Raw genomic sequence first — 17,781 nt, forward strand, 5'->3', positions numbered from 1 at the left:
AGCGGGCGCGGCGGGCCGAGGCCGAGCAGGGGCGGCGGGTCGCCGAGGCGCGGGCCGCCGAGCGGCGCGGGCTGGCGCGAGAGATGCACGACGTGCTCGCGAACCGATTGTCGCTGGTCGCGACCCACGCTGGGGCGCTTGAGTTCCGGCCCGACGCGCCGCCGGAGAAGGTCGCGCTCGCCGCCGGGGTCGTGCGCGACGGCGTGCACCAGGCGCTGGAGGAGCTGCGGCAGGTCATCTCGCTGCTGCGCGAGGACGAGGACGCGCCCGGCGCCTCGCGGCCGACCCTCGACGACCTGGAGGGGCTGCTCGCCGATGCGCGGGCCGCCGGTCAGGCCGTGGAGGTCCGCGACGGCCTTGCGGGTGAGGTGCCGCCGCCGTTGGGCCGCACGGCGTTCCGGGTCGTCCAGGAGGGACTGACGAACGCACGCAAGCACGCCGCCGGACTCCCGGTCGCGGTGGCGTTGAGCGGCGGGCCGGGTTCGGAGCTGGTGGTCGAGGTCGCCAATCCGCTCCCCGAACCCGGAACGGGCCCGGTGGTGCCGGGGAGCGGCCTGGGCCTGGTCGGCCTGACCGAGCGGGTGCGGCTCGCGGGCGGGGCGCTCGACCACGAGGCGGTCGACGGGCGGTTCCTATTGCGCGCCCGGCTACCATGGCCGACGTGATCCGAGTGCTGCTGGTCGACGACGACGCCCTGGTCCGGGCCGGGCTATCCATGATGCTCGACGGCGTCGGCGGCATCACCGTCGTGGCCGAGGCCGGCGACGGCCGCGAGGCGCTGACCGCGGTCGACGCCCACTCCCCCGACGTGGTCCTCATGGACGTCCAGATGCCGCACGTCGACGGCCTCACCGCGACGCGGCGGCTGCGCGAGCGCCCGGCGCCGCCCGAGGTCATCATGCTGACCACCTTCGACACCGACGAGAACATCCTCCACGCGCTCCGCGCCGGCGCCAGCGGCTACCTCCTCAAGGACACCCCGCCCGCCCGGATCGCCGAGGCCGTCGCGAAGGTCGCGGCCGGGGAGCCGATCCTCTCGCCCCAGATCACGCGGAAGCTCATGCAGCGCACCGTGACCCAGGCCGGGACGTATGAGCGCGCGCAGGCCGCGCTGGCGGCGCTGACGCCCCGGGAGCACGACGTCGCGGTCGCGATCGGCTACGGCGAGTCGAACGCCGAGATCGCCTCAGCGTTGGAGATGAGCGTGACCACCGTGAAGTCGCACGTCTCCAGCATCCTCGCCAAGCTGGACCTGGACAACCGCACCCAGATCGCGCTCCTCGCCCATGACGCCGACCTGGTCTAGGCCCGGCGCCGCAGGACGGCGAAGGCGATTGCGGCGGAGAGGAGTTCGCCCGCGAGGAGGCCGAGCCACACGCCGGTGGGGCCAGCCGTGGCGCCGATGAGGACGGCGGGGACCTTGACGGCGAGGACCGTCCCGATCGAGACCAGATAGGACGGTCGCGGCCTGCCGATGGCCTGGAAGTAGGCGGCGGTGAGGGGCGGGACGCCCGCGATGCAGAAGCCGATCGCGATGAGCCGCAGGGCGGTCGCGGCTTCGGGGCTGGGGGTGCCGAGGAGCGCGGTCGTCAGGGGCCCGGCGGTGAGGACGACGACGGTGGCGGCGAGGGCGCCGTACGCGAGGGACGCGGCGAGGGCGAGGCGGCGGACGCGGTGGACGCGGTCGGGGCGGCCGCGGCCGGTGTTGAGGCCGGCGATGGGCTGCATGCCCATGCTGATGCCCAGGTGGGGCATGGTGGCGAAGGTCTGGACGCGGGCGCAGACGGCGTAGGCGGTGACCGCGGCGGCCGTCGCGAGGGTGTTGTTCACGATGAGGGCGAGCAGGGTCGCGCCGAGCCCGGCCGTCATCGACGGTGAGCCGACGGCGAGGAGTTCGCGGATAGTGGGCCCGTGCGGGCGCAGCTGCGCGGCCCTGATCCGGTACGGGCGGTCCTTGCGCGCGAAGAAGAACCACAGGCTCATCGCCGCCGAGACCGCCTGGCCGCCGACGGTGCCGGTCGCGGCGCCGCGCACGCCCATGCCGAGGCCGAAGATGAGGAGCGGGTCCAGGACGATCTGGACGAGGACCGGGACGACCCACAGCCAGGTCGCGAAGCGCAGGCGGCCCTCGGCGCGGACCAGGCTGGAGAAGCCGGTGCCGACGAGCGTGGAGGCCAGGATGATCACGGCGTAGTCGCGGGCGAAGCCGCGCATCTCGCCGTGGGCGCCGAGGGCGGTCAGGAGCGGCTCGATCGCGGCCAGCCCGGTGACGGAGATGGCGACGGCGCCGGCCCAGAACACGATGAAGGCGTTCCCGGCGGCCCGTGCGGCCCCGTCGGTGTCGCCGGCGCCGAGGCGGCGGGAGACGAGCGAGGCGCCGCCGGCGCCGACGGTGGTCGACAGGGCGCCGAGGACGAGGAGGACCGGGGCGACGAGGTTGACCGCGCCCATCGCGGTCGGGCCGACGCCGTGGGCGACGAACCAGGCGTTGGTGAGCGCGTAGACGCCGTAGACGCCGACGGACATGGTCGCCTGGACCGAGCCGTGCCACAGCAGGCGGCCGACCGGACCGGTGGCGAGCGCCTCGACGCCCTCGGCCCTGGCCGCCACCGTCCCTAGTGTCCGAAGCGGGCCATGAGGTCGGCCAGTTGGGTTCGGGCCCAGTCGTACTGGCCGGGGTCGGTGTGGCCGCGGTAGACGGTCTCGATGGTCATGACCAGGAGCAGGTGGAGGCCGTAGAGGCGGCGGCGCACGCGCTCGGTCGCGGTGAGGTCGGGGTGGCCGTAGCCGCGGAGGAAGGCGTCGGAGTCGCCGACGGCGGCCAGCTCGGTGCCGCAGAACCCGGCCTCGAAGAGCGGGTCGCCCCAGATGGCGCGCTCGTGGTCGATGACGCAGACGATCGCACCGTCCCGGACCATGACGTTGGAGGGCCACAGGTCCCATTCGACGAAGCGCGGCTCGGCGACCTCGTCGAGGCTGTCGGCGTGGTCGGCGAAGACCTTGCGGACGGTGCCGTAGTCGAAACCGTGGCCGAAGCCGATGTCGACGCCGCGGAGCTCGCCGTCGGCGAGGACGTCCTCGACGATCTCGGTGAAGGCGGCCCGCCAGGTCGCGTGCCGCGGGTCCAGGAGCGGCCCGAAGCCGGGGCCGGTGATCGCGTTGAGCTCGGCGTTGAGGGCGCCGATGCCCTCCCAGTAGCGGGCGACCTCGGCCGCGGGGAGGCCGTCGCGGATGATGCCGAGGTTGTCGGCGTCGATGTAGGGCATGAAGAAGTACGGGGCGTCGCACAGCTCCAGGCTCGTGTCGGCGAAGTCGACGGCCGGGACGGGGACGGCGGTGCGGTCGCGGATGAGCGCGAGCGCGGCCAGCTCGATCGCCATGGCGCCGCGCTCGTAGGACATGACCTCGACGCCGGGCGGCGGGGCGATCTTGAGGACGACGTCGCGCCCGTCGCGCAGGGTGACGCGGTAGGCGACGTTGAACCAGCCGTGCCCGAGTTCGACGGCCCAGCCTTCACCTTCGGGCGCGAGCTCGGGCCCGTAGGCGCGGGCGACCATGGCGCGCAGGGCGTCCGGGGACTGGCGGTTCTTCGTGATGCTCTCCATCGGGAGCCACCGTACTCCCGTGCTCCACTTGTTTCAAGACCTGTACGAAGGGGTGGTGGTCGGCGTGCGGTTCAATGGCCTGCGTGTCCGTCATCAGAACCCGCGCCCTGAACCGCACCCTCCTGGCCCGCCAGTTCCTCGACGAGCGGGTCCCGCTCGCGCCGCTGGCGGCGATCGAGCACCTGGTGGCGATGCAGGGGCAGTTCCCGAACAGCCCGTACCTCGGGTTGCGGACCCGCTTGGCGCCCTTCGCACACGAGAACCTCGCCAAGCTGCTGCGGGACGGCGCGGTGGTGCGGTCCCTGACGCTGCGGCGGACCGTCCATGTCTCCTCAGGGAAGGACTACTCCTGGCTGCGGCCCGCGGTCCAGCCGGTCGTGGCGACCGCGCTGAAGTCCTCCTACTACGCGAGCGAGATCGACGGGCTCGACCTCGACGAGCTGACCCGCGTCGGCCGGGAACTCCTGGCCGGGAGCACGTTGACGCGCAAGGAGTTCGGGCGGCTCCTGGCCGAACGCTTCCCCGGCCGCCACGGCGGCCGGCTCGCCGACACGGTCGAGGTCACCGCCGCGCTGACGCACACGGCGCAGAACGCCGCCTGGGGCGGGTGGCGCCACCCCAGCAACGTCGCCGTCACGCTCGCCGAGGAGCAGACCGGCGTCCCGCTGAGCGAGGGCCGCGACCTGAAGACGCTGATCCGCCGCTACCTCGCCGCGTTCGGCCCCGCGAGCGTCATGGACGTCCAGGCCTGGTCGGGCCTGACGAAGCTGCGCGAAGTCACGGACGCGATGCGCGGCGACCTGCGGGTCCTCAAGGGCGAGAACGGGACCGAACTCCTCGACCTCCCCGACGCCGCCCTCGCCGAGGCCGACCGGCCCGTCCCGGTGCGGTTCCTCCCCGCCTTCGACAACGCGCTCCTCGGCCACCGCGACCGCACCCGCGTCATCAGCGACGAGGACCGCAAACGCTACGCGGCCGGCGCCGCCGGCGGCGTCCCCATGTTCCTCGTCGACGGCTTCGCCGCCGGGACCTGGGCCTTCGAAGCCGCCACGATCACCGCCACCCCGACCCGCCCGCTGACCGACGCCGACGCCGCAGCCGTCCTCGCCGAAGGCGCCCACCTCCTCGACTTCATCGCCCCCGAAAACCCCGACCGCCGCATCGTCCTCGCCGATCCCCGGTGAGCGGCGATTCGCGCTCCCCCGCCAGGGGACCGGAAGGTTATTCTCGAATCCCGAGCCGGTCCCCCGCCGGCCGAGTCTCACCGCCGGAGGACCGCGATGGAGCCCGCCGAGATCCGCATTGTCGTCAGCACCGGACCGGAGTCCGACGAACGGGAACTGGCGGAGGCCACGAGCCAGCTCCACGGCATGCTCATGCTGCAGCCGGTGGAGTCGGTGACGTACGGGAGCGCCGAGGAGGCGCCGCCGCTCAGCAAGTCCGGTGACGTGCCCGCGCTCGGCGTGCTGCTCGTGTCGATGGCCCCGGCCATGTTCGCCGCCGTCACCGCCACCGTCAAAGCCTGGTCCGAGCGGCAGTCGGGCCGGGGCGCCAAGGTGACCCTGGGCGAGGACAGCCTGGAGCTCACCGGCATCTCCGAAGCGCAGGCGCAGCAGGTCATCGACGAGTTCTGGGCGAGGACGGAGCGGAAGCGGCCGGAAGACGGCGCCGATGGGGACGCGTAGGGCCCTCCTGGTCGCCACCGGGTCCTACGAGGACGACCGCTGGAACCCACTGGAAGCCCCGCGCCTGGACGCCGAAGCGCTCGCCGGGGTGCTCGGGGACCCGGGTGTGGGCGGGTACGAGGTCACCCGGGTCGTCGACCAGCCCGCCCACATGACCCAGCGCGCCATCCACCGGTTCCTCGCCGGTGCCGGACGCGACGACGAGCTCCTCGTCTACTTCTCGTGCCACGGCATGAAGGACTACGACGAGCAGCTGTACTTCGCCGGAACCGACACCCCAAGGGAGCGCGAGCTTCTGGAGTCGCACGCGGTGCCCGCGCAGTTCGTCAGCCGCCACCTCGACCGGTGCCGGGCGCGGCGGAAGGTGCTCCTGCTCGACTGCTGCTTCAGCGGCGCGTTCCGCCCGGGCGCGAAGGGAGGAAGTCCGGCCGTCGACTTCGGCGACCCCTTCGCGGGCACCGGCACGGTCGTCATCTCCGCGACCGACGAGACCCAGCTCGCCTTCGAGATCGCCGACGGCGGCGCCGACCGGCTCTCGGTGTTCACCGCATCCATCGTGGAGGGGCTTCGAAGCGGCCGCGCCGACCTCGACGGCGACGGGAGCGTCTCGGCCGAGGAGCTGTACCGGTACGTCGCCGCGGACATGGCGTCCCGCGACACCGGGCAGACGCCGAAGCTGTGGCTCCTGGACGGTGTGGGGAGTCTGCTGATCGCGCGCAAGGCCGCGCAGGAGGCGCACCGGGCGGAGTCCGCGCCGGTCAGGGACGACTCGATGCGCATGGCATTGGCGCTCATGAAGGGGATCTCCCCCGTCGCGGCGCTCCTGAGCCGCACCCTGGGACCGAGTCCCCGGCCCGCGTTGGTCATCAGGAACGACGGTTCGATGCTCCAGTCCACCGACGCCGCCGAGATCGTGCGGGAGTCCACCGCCCCGGCGGGCCCGGCCGGCATCGGCCTGGGGCTGCTCCGCGACCTCGTGAACCGCGTCCACGCCGTCGCCGGCGACGGCGGCGCGACGGCCGCGGTCGTGTTCGAGTCGGTGCTGTGGGGCCTGCTGCGGGAGATCGAACGGGGAGCGGCGCCGGTCGCGCTCGCCCTGGATGCCGACCGGGTCTTCGACGCGGCGATGGGATCGCTGACCTCGCGGGGGAAACTCGAGACGAAGGAGCGACTCGCCGAGGTGGTGCGCACCGGAACCGGGGACGCCGTCATCGCCGATCTCATCGCCGAGGCCATGGACAAGGTCGGCAAGGAGGGCGTCATCACCGTCGAGCAGGGGACGGCGGTCGGCATGGAGCTCGAACTGGTCGAGGGCATCGCCTTGGACCGGGGCTTCCTGTCGTCCTATTTCGTCACCGACGAGGGGACGGGCGAGGCGGTCCTCGACCTTCCTTACCTCTTGATCTGCACGCACGACATCACCTCGGTCGAAGAGCTCCTTCCCCTGCTCGAACGGGTTCTCCAGACAGGGCGGCCGCTGCTCGTCGTCGCCGACGTCGTCGGCGGGGCGGCGCTCCAGACACTGGTGGTGAACCAGACCTCGGGCACGTTCAAGTCAGTCGCCGTGCGCGCACCGCACCAGACGGCCCAGGAACGGGCGGCTCTCGAAGACCTCGCGGTGCTGACCGGAGGACAGGTCATCAACAGCGAAGCCGATCACCGCCTGGAGAACGTCCTGATCGACCAGCTCGGCACCGCCGACCGCGTGGTCGTCACCCGGGACACCACGACCGTCGTCGGCGGGAACGGCGAAGAGCGACAGATCCTGAAGCGGATCAATGAAATCCGTGCCGAGATCGACCGAGCCGACTCCCCCGCGGCCCTGGAGCAGGCGCAGCTGCGGCTGGCGAAGCTGGCCGGGGGTGTGGCGATCATTCGCGTCGGCGCGTACAGCGAAGCCGAGATCGCCGCCAAGTCCGAACGGATTCGTCAAGCACTCCGTGCGGCCCGCCTTGCCGTCGGTTCCGGTGTCGTGCCCGGTGCGGCCGCGGCCCTGGCGTCGCTGGGCAGGGCACAGGCCGAATCGTATTGGCTGCGCGATGCCAACAGCGTGGTGGAGCCGGTCATCGAACAGGCGGTTCGGGCGCCACTCAAAGCGATCCTGGCCAACTGCGGCGACCCGGACGCCGAACTGGACTTTCGGATCAGCGTGGAGCGCTGGCCCGACGAGGTCTTCGACGGGAGGTCGAACCGGCTCGTCCCGGCGGCCGACGCCGGAATCTGGGATCCCGCAGGAGTGCCCTGGGCCGTACTCGACGAGACGGCGAAGTCGGTCCGCCGGTTCCTCGACCTGCTCTAGCCCGACTCACCCGATCCGGTTCGTCCATAAGGGTGAGTATGGTTCGGCCGAACGGTTGGTTTCGGTGACGGAACGCTGTGCTGTCGTCACACGATTCGGCTTGCGTCCCTTGCGTCGCTCGGGGTGCTGAAAGGGAGGGCGCGGATCTGGGCGGGGTCGCCTATCGTCCAATGAGGGGCCTGCCCGATCGCTCATCCTCAGAGCGATGCCCCTGGTCAAGGAGTCGCCATGGACAATCCCCTCCTCAGCATGGACCCCGAGGACGCGCTGCGGCGCCTGGAGGACTGGAAGGCGCGGGCCGAGGCGCTGGCGCAGGGGACGGCCGCGGCGAGCGAGCGGTTGCAGGCGTTGACGGCGACCGCGTCGGACGACAACGAGACCGTGCGGATCACCGTCGACGCCGAGGGGCTGATGGTCGAGATCCACCTGTCCTCGCGGGTGCAGAAGCAGTCGGCGCACTTCACCGAGGCGTCGGTGATGGAGACCTACCGCAAGGCGCAGGAGCAGCTGAAGGAGGCGGCGGCGGAGGTCGTGGCCGAGACCGTCGGGGCCGATTCGGCCGCCGGGCGGGCGCTGCTGGCGGGGTTCGAGCGGCGCCTCGCGCGGCTCGCCGAAGCGGAGCGGGACTGACATGGGCGGGTCCGAAGTCCACCCCGAGGAGCTGCACACCCACGCGGCGAACCTCAGGTCGATCCACGGGCGGTTCGACGCCGTCAAGGAGGCCAGCGCGCACATCACCGGCGGCGACGACGCGTACGGGACGCTGTGCCGGTGGGTCCCGGCGATGCTCGAAGAGCGCCATCAGGCGCAGGACGAGCTGGTCCGGGAGGTCGCGTTCAACATCGTCTCGCTGGCCGGGGCGGTGTCGGACTGCGCCGACGAGTACGAGGCGGCGGACCGGCAAAACGCGAGCTTCTTCAAGGCCGTCAACAGTTCGGAGATGCCGCCGCAATGAACGACCTCATCGCCACCAAGGAGGACATCGACCCGACGCTCCAGCGGGGCGTCCTGACCGGGCTGTCGATCGCCGAGGACGCCAGGGACGTCACGCAGGCGATCCTCAGCGAGCAGTGGGTCGCGGCGGGGCTGTCGCTGACGGGCGGGGTCCTGAACGTCGCGACGACGCTCATCGACCCGTTCAGCGGGCTGGCCTCGATGGGCGTGGAGTGGGCGATGGAGCAGTTCCAGCCGCTCAAGGAGGTCCTGGACTCGCTCACCGGGGACACCGAGATCATCGAGACGCACGCGATCACCTGGGACAACATGGCCGGGGAGCTGGCCGAGATCGGCGACGAGCTCAAGTCGAAGCTGGACGGCGACATCCCCGGGTGGAAGGACACGGCCGCCGACGCGTACCGGGCGATGCTGGCCGAGAACATCGACATCGTGTACGGGGCGGCGAGCACCGCGGAGTCGATGGCGGCGGCGACGCGCGGGGGCGGGGCGCTGGTGCAGACCGTGCGGGACATGGTCCGCGGGTTCATCGCCGACTGCGTGGCGCGGGTGTGCGTGTGGATCGCCGAAGAGGTGTTCACGCTGGGGCTGGCGACGCCGGTCGTCATGGGGCAGTTGGCGGTCGCGGTCGTGAAGTGGATCGCGCGGGTCTTCGGCTGGGTGAGCCTGCTGGTCACGAGTCTCGTCAATCTGAAGGCGCTGATCGATGGGTAAGCCGGTCAAGCCGCGCGCCCCGCACGGGGGCGGCACGACGAAGCGGCCCAAGGGCGGCGACGCCGACGGGAACGCCAAGCGCCGCAAGAGCGGTGTGGGGTCGGATCCGGCGCGGCACAGCCGCCATGCGATCGGCTCCACGGTCCGGGCGAAGCAGCAGAGCCTGCGCAACGCGGCGAAGGGTTCGACGGCGCGGCCGAAGGCGCCGGGCGGGGTGCCGCCGCAGAAGCGGCTGCCGGACGGGCGGGTCCGCAAGGACGCCAAGGGGAAGGACATCCGGCTCGATCCGGACCGGGTGAAGGCGAAGCCGAAGTTCACCAGCGGTTTCAACGAGGACCTGCCGGCGCCGACGTTCGACCCGAAGACGAAGAAGTGGACCATCAACCTGCGCATGCACGAGGGCTGGGACCGCTCGGACTTCGAGGCGAAGGCCAATCACCTCAAGAACCTCGGCGAGGAGGGGAGGCTGACCAAGACGCCGGACACGAAGGACCTGCGCGACGACGCGGCCCGGCAGTGGCGGGCGGACAAGGAGCGCGAGGCGTTCCACGAGGCGAAGGACCAGGCGGACCTGGACCGGCGGCTCAGGGAGCTGGACGGGCAGCAGGTCGACCACGCCCAGGACCTCCAGCTCGGCGGGCAGGACAGCGCGAACAACATGTGGGCCATCGACTCCGCGACGAACCACGGCATGGGCGGGCAGATCAAGCAGCAGTTGGCGCAGGTCCCGCCCGGCGCGCAGATCCAGGTCAACGTCATCCACGACAAGTACAGTCCGAAGCGGTGAGCGGCGCGGGACGCGGGGAGGTGCCCTGATGGGCCATGTGGAGTCGATGACGGCGAAGATCGCGCGGCTGCGGGAGCTGGGCGCGGTCGCGGAGATGGAACGGCGCTGGCAGGTCGACTACGGGGACCGGCACAACGCGCCGCTGCTGCGCCTGCGCGACGGGGTGGAACTGGCCGGGGCGTATCCCGGGGGGCTCGCGGAGCTGTACCGGGCGTCGGACTACCCGACGTTCGGGGAGGTCAGGTTCCTGCGGGAGGCCCAGTTCGAGGAGATGGCCGCGATCGACGACGCGGGCGAGCCGATCGACGACCGGCGGCGCCTGCTGATCGGGGAGGTCGGCGAGGACGCGGTGCTGCTGGACCGCGACTCCGGGGCCGTCATCGTCTACTGGTTCACCTACTTCGAGCGCGGCTGGGACTCCGGGGTCCTCGTCGAGTGCGCTTCCGCGGCCGAGTTCGCGGACACGGTCGCCTTGGGGCCCAGGTACGCGGAGATCCACGGCGCCAAGGAGCAGCAGCGGACCCCGTGGTGGGACGCGGACCCGTGGTTCGCGTACCTGCGCGAGACCGGCATGGCGCAGGACGGATAGCGGTCGGTCGTGCGGGGCCTGCGGGAGTACGTCAGCGCGTGGGGGGCGGACAACGTGGTCCGGTTCCCGCGCAGCCGCTGGATGCGCGAGTTCGCGGCCCCGGCGAGGACTTACCCGGACGTGGACCTGCTGCCGGTCGACATGTCGGCGGTCTTCACGGCGTTCCTGACCGGCCGGTACGAGCTGTTCGCGCTCGTCGACCTCCAGCGGGGCCGGGCCGGGACGATCCAGGTGCTGGTCGTGGGGGCGGTGCCGGCCGATCCGGAGGCGACGCTGTTCTGCGTGGACACCGCCACCGGCCGGGTGCTCATGTTCGGCGTCAGGGACGGGACCCTGGAGCTGGTGAACGCGACGTTCAAGGCGCTCAGCGAGTTCCTGTTCCACTTCGCGCTGTTCGTGGACCAGGACACGGGCCGGGCCGGGCGGGCGCGGCGCGCCGCGGTCCTGCGGGCGACGCTCACCGAGATCGACCCGGCCGCGTTCGCCGACCCCGAGTCGTGGTGGTCGGTGACGTTCATGCAGCTGGAATACCGGATTCCGTAGCGGGTGGAAACCGGGTCGCCGGTCGGCGCGATCCGCAGTAGGCTTCCACCGGCCCTCGCCGGCGCCTCACGGCCGGGCCCCCTGGTCCCCCATGCCCGCTTGTGCTGCCCCGCAGCCCGTGCGAACGAGGTGTCGCCCCGTGTCCGGACAGTCCGCGACGAAACCGTCCGATCTCGACCGCCGCTCGGTCGCCGCGCTCATCGCGCTGGCCGTGGCGGCGTTCTGCTACGTGACCGTGGAGACCGTCCCGGTCGGGCTCCTGGGCGAGATCGCCCGGGACCTGGAGGTGTCGCAGTCGCAGGTGGGCCTGCTGGTCACCGCGTACAGCGTCACGGTGGCGGTGCTGACGCTGCCGCTGGTGAAGCTCGTCGCGCGGGTGCCGCGGCGCCCGCTCCTGCTGGCGCTCATGGCCGTCATGATCGTCGCGACCGCCGGTTCGGCGGCGGCCTCGGCGTACGGGATGCTCTTCGCGGCCCGGATAGCGACCGCGTTGAGCCAGGCCGTGTTCTGGGGCATCGTCGGGCCGATCGCGGCCGGGATGTTCCCCGTCCACGTGCGCGGCCGGGTCATGGCGGTGGTCTACACCGGCGGCTCGATCGGCCCGATGCTCGGCGTCCCCGGCGCGACCTGGCTCGGCCAGCGCGCCGGCTGGCCCGCGGCGTTCCTGGCGCTGGCGGCGATGGGCCTGGTCGCGTTCGTGACGCTCCTGGCGGCGCTGCCGTCGAAGCCGACCCGGGGCGAGCACGCCGGGCGCGGGACGGTCCCCGACGCGCGCCGGTTCGCTCTGGTGCTGGTCACGACGGTGCTGTCGGTCGCGGGGTTCTTCGCGGTCTACACGTACACCTCGACGGTCATCACGACCGTGGCCGGTTTGTCGGTGGCGATGCTCGGGCCTTTGCTGCTGATCCGCGGGATCGCGGACTTCGGCGGCATCGCGGCGGGCGGGATCCTGTCGGACCGCAGCCAGGGGATGGCCGTGACGTTGCCGCTGATCCTGCTGGCGGCGATCTTCGCCGCGTTGTGGGCCTTCGGCACCGACCCTTGGGTGACCGGCACGGTGATCGTGTTGACGGGCCTGTCGATGGGCATGTTCAGCCCCGCGCTTCAGAACCGCGTCATGGAGTTCGCGCCCGGCAGCACCGACACGGCCTCGGCCGCGAACTCGGTGGCGTTCAACGTCGGCATCGCCTTGGGCTCCTCGATCGGCGGCCTCACGCTGACGCACGCGGGCGCCGGGCACATCGCCTTGACGGGCGCGCTCTTCGCGGCGGCGGCCGTGGTCACGAGCGTCCTGACGACCGATCCGGTGCGGGCCCGGGAGGCGAACGCGTCATCGCGCGTCGGGTGAGGTGAGGAAGTCGACGACGTCGCCGCCGAATCGGGGATCGGTCGTCACGGTGTGGTGCCGGCGTCCCTCGTAGAGCTTGAACGTGCCCTCGCGGACCCCGCGGGCGGCTCGCTCGGCGAGTTCGGGCGAGTAGAGGGCGTCGCGTGACCCGGCGACGACCAGGGCGGGTGCGGTGATCTCGCCGAGCCGGTCGTCGATGTCGAAGGCGTCCTCGGCCCTGAGCATGGCCACCATGCCGTCCGGGTCGGCCGGGCGTGCCGCGGTCAGCCCCAGCAGGCCGGCCATTGCGGCCCGCCCGAGCCGGGAGTCCGCGGTCGTGGGAGCCAGCGCGACCGCGGCCGCCCGGTACCGACCGGCGGCCAGCAGGTCGGTGTACTCGCGCTGGAGGCGTCGGCCTTCGGGGCCGAGGCGGGTGCCCGCGGCCGCGACCACCAGGCGGCGCACCAGGCCGGGGTGGTCGGCGGCGAACTGGAGTGCGAGGCACCCGGCGGTGGACAGGCCCAGCACGTCCACCGGGCGGTCGAAACGCGCCCGCAGCCCCTCGGCGTGGTGGGCGGCGAGGTCGGCCATGGTGACGCCTGGTTCGAGCCCGGGCCGGCGGCCGACGGCCAGCACGGTGAACCGCGCGGCCAGTGGTTTGAGGGAGCGCGCTTCGGCCCACCGGGCGGCGCCGCGGGGGTTGGCCGAGTCCGGCAGCACGGTGCGGAAGACCACGAGCGGGTCTCCCGCGCCGAACTCCAGGTAGGGGGCGCCGCCTGCCAGCACGCCTTCGCGCATGGTCACTCCTCGGTCAGTCCGGTGGCGATGATGCCGATGAGCCGGTCGAGCACGGCATCGTAGCGGTGCTCGCCGATATCTTTGCGGTGCAAGGGCACCAGCAGCACTGTTTGGAGCACGCCCAGCAGCTCGTCGGGATCGGCGTCGATGACCTGCCCCTTGCCCCTGGCCGCGTCGAGGAACGCCGGGAGCGGCATCAGCTCCTGTGCGCGGACCAGCTCGTCGGGGCCCATGCGCCGGGCCACCGCCTGCATCTCCTCGGGATGGGTGATCAGCCGCCGGTAGAGCGGGTCCTGGTCGAGCATGCGCACGGTGGCGTGCAGGAAGCCCTCGATGGCGGCGCGCGCGTTCGCGGCCCCGTCGAGCACTGCGGCCAGTCGGCCGTGCAGTTCGGGGGCCTGCCGCAGCATCAGTTCCAGGTAGAGCGCCTCTTTGGAGGCGAAGAAGGCGTAGAAGCTGGACTTGGCGATCCCGGCGGGGGCGACGAGGTCGTCCAGCGAGGTCTTGCGCAGGCCCTGCGTGGTGAACAGGAGGCGTCCGGCGTCCAGGAGGCGCTCGGTGATCCGGGCGCGGTCCTCGGCGCTGAACGGGCTGGGCATGCACACTCCTGCGAACGTATGAACAACTTGCGTTTGTGTTCACTGCGCACGTTACACCCCTCGCCCCGCCCACCGCGGCCCGGCCGCCCCCAGAGGACGCGGTTCGGGTGCGGCGGTTCGACGCCGCTGCGATCCTCCGCGCACGCCGGACGTGCAGTCGCCACATGAGGCGGGCGGGGATTGTGTGGGGCGGGCACATGGCGGCGGGGGCGGCGCGTCCATAACATTTGCCTGCATGAATACCGTAACACCTGGTGCGGCGCGTGCGTCCGCGGCCGATGGAGTCCTTTCCGGACGGACGGCGCTGGTGACCGGCGCGGGGTCCGGGATCGGGCGGGCGTGCGCTCTCGCGCTGGCCGCGGCCGGAGCCGCGGTGCACGCCGTCGACCGGGACGCCGATTCGGTGCGGGAGGTCGCGCTCGCGGTCGGCGGGACGGCGCACGTGGTCGACCTGGCCGATGCGGCGGCGATCGGCTTGCTGCCCAAGAAGGTCGACGTGCTGGTCAACAACGCCGGGTTCCAGCACGTGGCGCCGATCGAGGCGTTCCCCGTGGAGCGGTTCGAGCTCATGCACCGGGTGATGGTCACCGCGCCGCTGCTGCTCATGCAGCACTGCCTGCCGCACATGCGAAGCGGCGGGTGGGGCCGGATCGTGAACGTCTCCAGCGTGCACGGCCTGCGCGCCAGCGCGAACAAGGCCGGGTACGTCGCGGCCAAGCACGCCCTGGAGGGCCTGAGCAAGGTCGCCGCGATCGAGGGCGCCCCGCACGGGGTCACCAGCAACTGCGTCAACCCCGGGTACGTGCGCACGCCGCTGGTGGAGCGCCAACTCGACGACCTTGCGGCCCAAGGCGAGACCGACGCCCTCGCGACGGTGCTGCTGGACCGGACCCCGGTCAAGCGGCTGCTGGAGCCCGAGGAGGTCGCCGCCGCGGTGCTGTGGCTGTGCGGCCCCGGCAGCGGATTCGCCACCGGGTCCTCCCTCACGCTCGACGGCGGCTGGACCGCCAACTAGCCCCCATCCCTCTCAAAGAACAGGCACGCCCATGACAACCGCCCCAGTATCCGCACCGGTCGACAAGCGCCGCAACGGCATCGGCCGCATCGTCACCGCAAGCCTCGTCGGCACCACCGTGGAGTGGTACGACTTCTTCCTGTACGGCTCGGCCGCGGCGCTGGTGTTCAACACCGCGTTCTTCCCCACCGGCGACCCGCTCACGGGAACCCTCATCGCCTTCCTCAGCTACGCGATCGGGTTCCTCGCCCGGCCGCTCGGCGGGCTCGTGTTCGGCCACTTCGGGGACCGGTTGGGCCGCAAGAAGCTCCTGGTGCTGTCGCTCCTGCTGATGGGCGGGGCGACGTTCGCGATGGGCCTGCTGCCCACGTACGCCGCGATCGGCGTGGCCGCGCCGATCCTGCTCACCAGCCTGCGCCTGGTCCAGGGCTTCGCCCTCGGCGGCGAGTGGGGCGGCGCGGTGCTCATCGTCTCCGAGCACGGCGGCGCGAGGCACCGCGGGTTCTGGGCGTCGTGGCCGCAGGCCGGGGCGCCGGGCGGGAACCTGCTCGCGACGGGCGTGCTGGCGCTGCTGGCGGTCGTCCAGACCGAGGAGGCGTTCCTGGCATGGGGTTGGCGCGTGCCGTTCCTGCTGTCGGGGGTCCTGGTCGTCATCGGCCTGTGGATCCGCATCTCGGTGTCGGAGTCGCCGGTGTTCCTGGCCGCGCAGGCCGAGCGGGCGAAGCACCCGGTGAAGGAGCGGCCGCCGATCGTGGAGGTGTTCCGCACCGGCTGGCGCGAGGTGCTCGGCGCGATCGGGCTGCGGTTCGGCGAGAACGTCTCGTACTACATCCTGACGGCGTTCGTGCTGGTCTACGTGACCGTGCAGCTGGAGCTGTCGCGGAGCCTGGCGCTGAACGCGGTCCTGATCGCCTCGGCGGTGCACTTCGTGACGATCCCGGCCTGGGGCGCGCTGTCGGACCGGATCGGGCGCCGGGCGGTCACGCTCGTCGGCGCGCTCGGGATGGCGGTGTGGGCGTTCGTGTTCTTCGGCCTGGTCGACACCGGCTCGTTCGGGACGGTGACGCTGTCGGTGACCGTGGGCCTGCTGTTCCACGGCGCGATGTACGGCCCGCAGGCGGCGTTCGTGTCGGAGCTCTTCGACACGCGGGTGCGCTACTCGGGCGCGGCGATCGGGTCGCAGCTCGCGTCGATCGTGGCCGGGGCGCTGGCGCCGATCATCGCGGTGAAGCTGCTGGCCGACTACGGCTCCTCGACGCCGGTGTCGGTGTACCTGTGCGGGGCGGCGGTCGTCACCGCGATCACCGCCGCGGTCATCCGCGAGACCCGGGGAAGGGATCTGACCAGCGACGTCAGGGCATAGCTACACTCGACGAGCCCACCTCACGACCTGAAAGAAGCCCTCCTGTGTCCGTCGACGACGACGAAGCCGGCATCGGCGATGCGGCCGAAGCGCTGCTGCGGCTGATCGGCCTGATCGCGGCGGACACCCCGGAGGACGAACTCGCCGGCCCGGCCCGGGACCTGAAGCGGTCCCGGGCCTCGGCCGCGGCGGTGGCGGCGGTCGAGGAGGCGACGGCGTCGGCGCTGCGGATCCGGCGGACCCTCGCGCAGCGGCGCCGCCGCGAGGCCGAGCTGGCGGCCCTGTTCGACACCGCCGGGGACCTCGCCGCACTGCGGAACCTCGACTCGGTCCTGCGCGCCATCGTCCACCGGGCCCGCACGCTCCTGGGCGCGGACCTGTCGTACATCGCGCTCCAGGACCCCGAGGCCGGCGACACGTTCATGCGCGTCACCGACGGATCGGTCTCGGCCCGGTTCCAGCAGCTGCGCCTCGGCATGGGCGAGGGGCTGGGCGGGCTGGTCGCCGAGACGGCGCTGCCGTACGCGAGCACCGACTACCGGGTGGACTCGCGGTTCCACCACACCGAGCGCATCGACGCGGCCGTCACCGAGGAGGGCGTGCACGGCATCGTGGGCGTCCCGATGCGGGTGGGCGAGCAGGTCATCGGGGTGCTGTTCGCCGCCGACCGGGCCCCGCGCGCTTTCGCGCCCGACGACATCGCGATGCTCGTGTCCCTCGCCAACCACGCCGCGGTCGCCATCGAGAGCGTCCGGCAGCTGGAGGAGGCGCGGCAGGCGCTGCGCGAGCGCAGCCGGGCCGCGGAGACGTCGGCGCGGCTGAACGGGGCGCTGCGCCGGGCCGCCGACGCGCACGACCGGCTCACGGGCCTGGTGCTCAGCGGCGGCGACGTCGCCGACCTCGCCTCCCAGACCGCCGAGCTGTTCGCCGGGCCGATCGGGATCTACGACGCCGAGGGCGGCGAACTGGCCCGCGCCGGGGAGGGCGGGGTCCGGTACGTGGCCGAAGGGGTCGACGGCTCGCAGGCGTGCCGCGGCGCAGTCCTGGCCGGGGACCTGTGGGTGTGCGCGGTCATGGCCGGACCGGAACCCTTGGGCAGCATCGTGCTCGGGGGCCGGGCCGACCTCGCCGAGGCCGACCGGCAGCTGTTCGAGCGGGCCTCGCTGGTGACGGCCCTGCTGCTGCTCCTGCGCCGGTCCGTGGCCGACGCCGAGGACCGCGTCCGCGGCGAACTCCTCGACGACCTGCTCACCGACGCGGGTCGGCGCCGCAGCGGCGGGTCGAGCCTGCGGCTGCGCGCCGGGAAGCTCGGCATCGACCTCCATGCGCCGCAGGCGGTGTTCGTCCTCGACTGCGACGCCCAGCCGCGGCTCGCCTCGGAGGCGAAGCGGTACGCCAGGGCCGAGGGCGGCCTGGCCGGGAGCCGCGACGGCCGCCCGGTCCTGCTGCTGCCGGCCGCCGACCCCGGGGAGCGGGCCGCGAAGCTCGCGGCCGCGTTCGGGC

The 17,781-nt window shown here is 72.5% G+C and carries 19 protein-coding genes; 15 read left to right on the top strand and 4 right to left on the bottom strand.

Going from position 1 to position 17,781, the window contains the following annotated elements:
- A partial coding sequence (locus tag DI269_RS18585; RefSeq protein WP_232822811.1) for a sensor histidine kinase occupies positions 1 to 665 on the top strand: 665 nt, incomplete at its 5' end.
- Positions 653 to 1,306 (top strand): response regulator, encoded by a 654-nt coding sequence (locus DI269_RS18590; RefSeq protein ID WP_112138582.1) that lies wholly within the window; start codon positions 653 to 655, stop codon positions 1,304 to 1,306. The genes DI269_RS18585 and DI269_RS18590, both read left to right, overlap by 13 nt.
- Here the strand turns inward: DI269_RS18590 and DI269_RS18595 are convergent.
- Together DI269_RS18595 and DI269_RS18600 are read right to left on the bottom strand one after the other, a co-directional pair.
- On the bottom strand, positions 1,303 to 2,610 hold the full coding sequence (locus tag DI269_RS18595; RefSeq protein ID WP_198667546.1) for an MATE family efflux transporter: 1,308 nt from the start codon (positions 2,608 to 2,610) through the stop codon (positions 1,303 to 1,305). The two genes, DI269_RS18590 and DI269_RS18595, sit on opposite strands and share 4 nt — an antisense overlap.
- Before the next feature lie 5 nt (positions 2,611 to 2,615).
- A complete protein-coding gene (locus tag DI269_RS18600; RefSeq protein ID WP_112138584.1) occupies positions 2,616 to 3,605 on the bottom strand; it encodes a phosphotransferase family protein in 990 nt (329 codons plus the stop codon).
- An 83-nt stretch (positions 3,606 to 3,688) separates the two neighbouring features.
- Between DI269_RS18600 and DI269_RS18605 the strand changes: the two genes are divergently transcribed.
- The 10 genes from DI269_RS18605 (at position 3,689) to DI269_RS18650 (ending at position 12,524) form a co-directional block, all read left to right on the top strand.
- Positions 3,689 to 4,789, top strand: coding sequence for a winged helix DNA-binding domain-containing protein (locus DI269_RS18605; protein ID WP_232822812.1), 1,101 nt, complete (start codon positions 3,689 to 3,691; stop codon positions 4,787 to 4,789).
- A 96-nt stretch (positions 4,790 to 4,885) separates the two neighbouring features.
- Positions 4,886 to 5,290, top strand: a complete 405-nt coding sequence (locus DI269_RS18610) for a hypothetical protein (protein ID WP_112138588.1) — start codon at positions 4,886 to 4,888, stop codon at positions 5,288 to 5,290.
- The gene (groEL, locus tag DI269_RS18615) at positions 5,277 to 7,589 is read left to right on the top strand and encodes a chaperonin GroEL (RefSeq protein ID WP_112138590.1); all 2,313 of its coding nucleotides are present in this window, start codon (positions 5,277 to 5,279) and stop codon (positions 7,587 to 7,589) included. Before DI269_RS18610 ends, groEL begins: the two co-directional genes overlap by 14 nt.
- Before the next feature lie 228 nt (positions 7,590 to 7,817).
- Positions 7,818 to 8,219, top strand: coding sequence for a YbaB/EbfC family nucleoid-associated protein (locus tag DI269_RS18620; protein ID WP_112138592.1), 402 nt, complete (start codon positions 7,818 to 7,820; stop codon positions 8,217 to 8,219).
- A 1-nt stretch (position 8,220) separates the two neighbouring features.
- The gene (locus DI269_RS18625) at positions 8,221 to 8,544 is read left to right on the top strand and encodes a type VII secretion target (RefSeq protein ID WP_112138594.1); all 324 of its coding nucleotides are present in this window, start codon (positions 8,221 to 8,223) and stop codon (positions 8,542 to 8,544) included.
- The gene (locus tag DI269_RS18630) at positions 8,541 to 9,257 is read left to right on the top strand and encodes a WXG100 family type VII secretion target (protein ID WP_112138596.1); all 717 of its coding nucleotides are present in this window, start codon (positions 8,541 to 8,543) and stop codon (positions 9,255 to 9,257) included. The genes DI269_RS18625 and DI269_RS18630 overlap by 4 nt, the downstream gene beginning before the upstream one ends.
- Positions 9,250 to 10,044 carry a hypothetical protein gene (locus DI269_RS18635; RefSeq protein WP_112138598.1) on the top strand — a complete coding sequence of 265 codons (795 nt, stop codon included), beginning with the start codon at positions 9,250 to 9,252 and terminating at the stop codon, positions 10,042 to 10,044. The genes DI269_RS18630 and DI269_RS18635 overlap by 8 nt, the downstream gene beginning before the upstream one ends.
- A gap of 28 nt (positions 10,045 to 10,072) precedes the next feature.
- Positions 10,073 to 10,633, top strand: coding sequence for a hypothetical protein (locus DI269_RS18640; protein ID WP_157975080.1), 561 nt, complete (start codon positions 10,073 to 10,075; stop codon positions 10,631 to 10,633).
- A gap of 9 nt (positions 10,634 to 10,642) precedes the next feature.
- The gene (locus DI269_RS18645) at positions 10,643 to 11,176 is read left to right on the top strand and encodes an SUKH-4 family immunity protein (protein WP_112138603.1); all 534 of its coding nucleotides are present in this window, start codon (positions 10,643 to 10,645) and stop codon (positions 11,174 to 11,176) included.
- A 139-nt stretch (positions 11,177 to 11,315) separates the two neighbouring features.
- A complete protein-coding gene (locus DI269_RS18650; RefSeq protein WP_157975081.1) occupies positions 11,316 to 12,524 on the top strand; it encodes an MFS transporter in 1,209 nt (402 codons plus the stop codon).
- Here DI269_RS18650 and DI269_RS18655 read toward each other — a convergent pair.
- Positions 12,507 to 13,301, bottom strand: a complete 795-nt coding sequence (locus DI269_RS18655; protein WP_112138607.1) for an alpha/beta fold hydrolase — start codon at positions 13,299 to 13,301, stop codon at positions 12,507 to 12,509. The two genes, DI269_RS18650 and DI269_RS18655, sit on opposite strands and share 18 nt — an antisense overlap.
- A gap of 2 nt (positions 13,302 to 13,303) precedes the next feature.
- Positions 13,304 to 13,900: a TetR/AcrR family transcriptional regulator gene (locus DI269_RS18660; RefSeq protein WP_112138609.1), complete on the bottom strand. Its 597-nt coding sequence runs from the start codon at positions 13,898 to 13,900 to the stop codon at positions 13,304 to 13,306.
- Between the two features lie 235 nt (positions 13,901 to 14,135).
- Here DI269_RS18660 and DI269_RS18665 point away from each other — a divergent pair, with 235 nt between their 5' ends.
- The 3 genes from DI269_RS18665 to DI269_RS18675 form a co-directional block, all read left to right on the top strand.
- On the top strand, positions 14,136 to 14,915 hold the full coding sequence (locus DI269_RS18665) for an SDR family oxidoreductase (RefSeq protein WP_112138611.1): 780 nt from the start codon (positions 14,136 to 14,138) through the stop codon (positions 14,913 to 14,915).
- 31 nt (positions 14,916 to 14,946) lie between these two features.
- Entirely contained in the window at positions 14,947 to 16,278 is a 1,332-nt protein-coding gene (locus tag DI269_RS18670; protein WP_112138613.1) for an MFS transporter, read from the top strand.
- A 44-nt stretch (positions 16,279 to 16,322) separates the two neighbouring features.
- Positions 16,323 to 17,781: GAF domain-containing protein (locus DI269_RS18675; RefSeq protein ID WP_198667547.1), on the top strand; the 1,459-nt coding region annotated here is incomplete at its 3' end.

The organism is Glycomyces dulcitolivorans, assembly GCF_003265355.1.
Taxonomy (GTDB): domain Bacteria; phylum Actinomycetota; class Actinomycetes; order Mycobacteriales; family Micromonosporaceae; genus Glycomyces; species Glycomyces dulcitolivorans.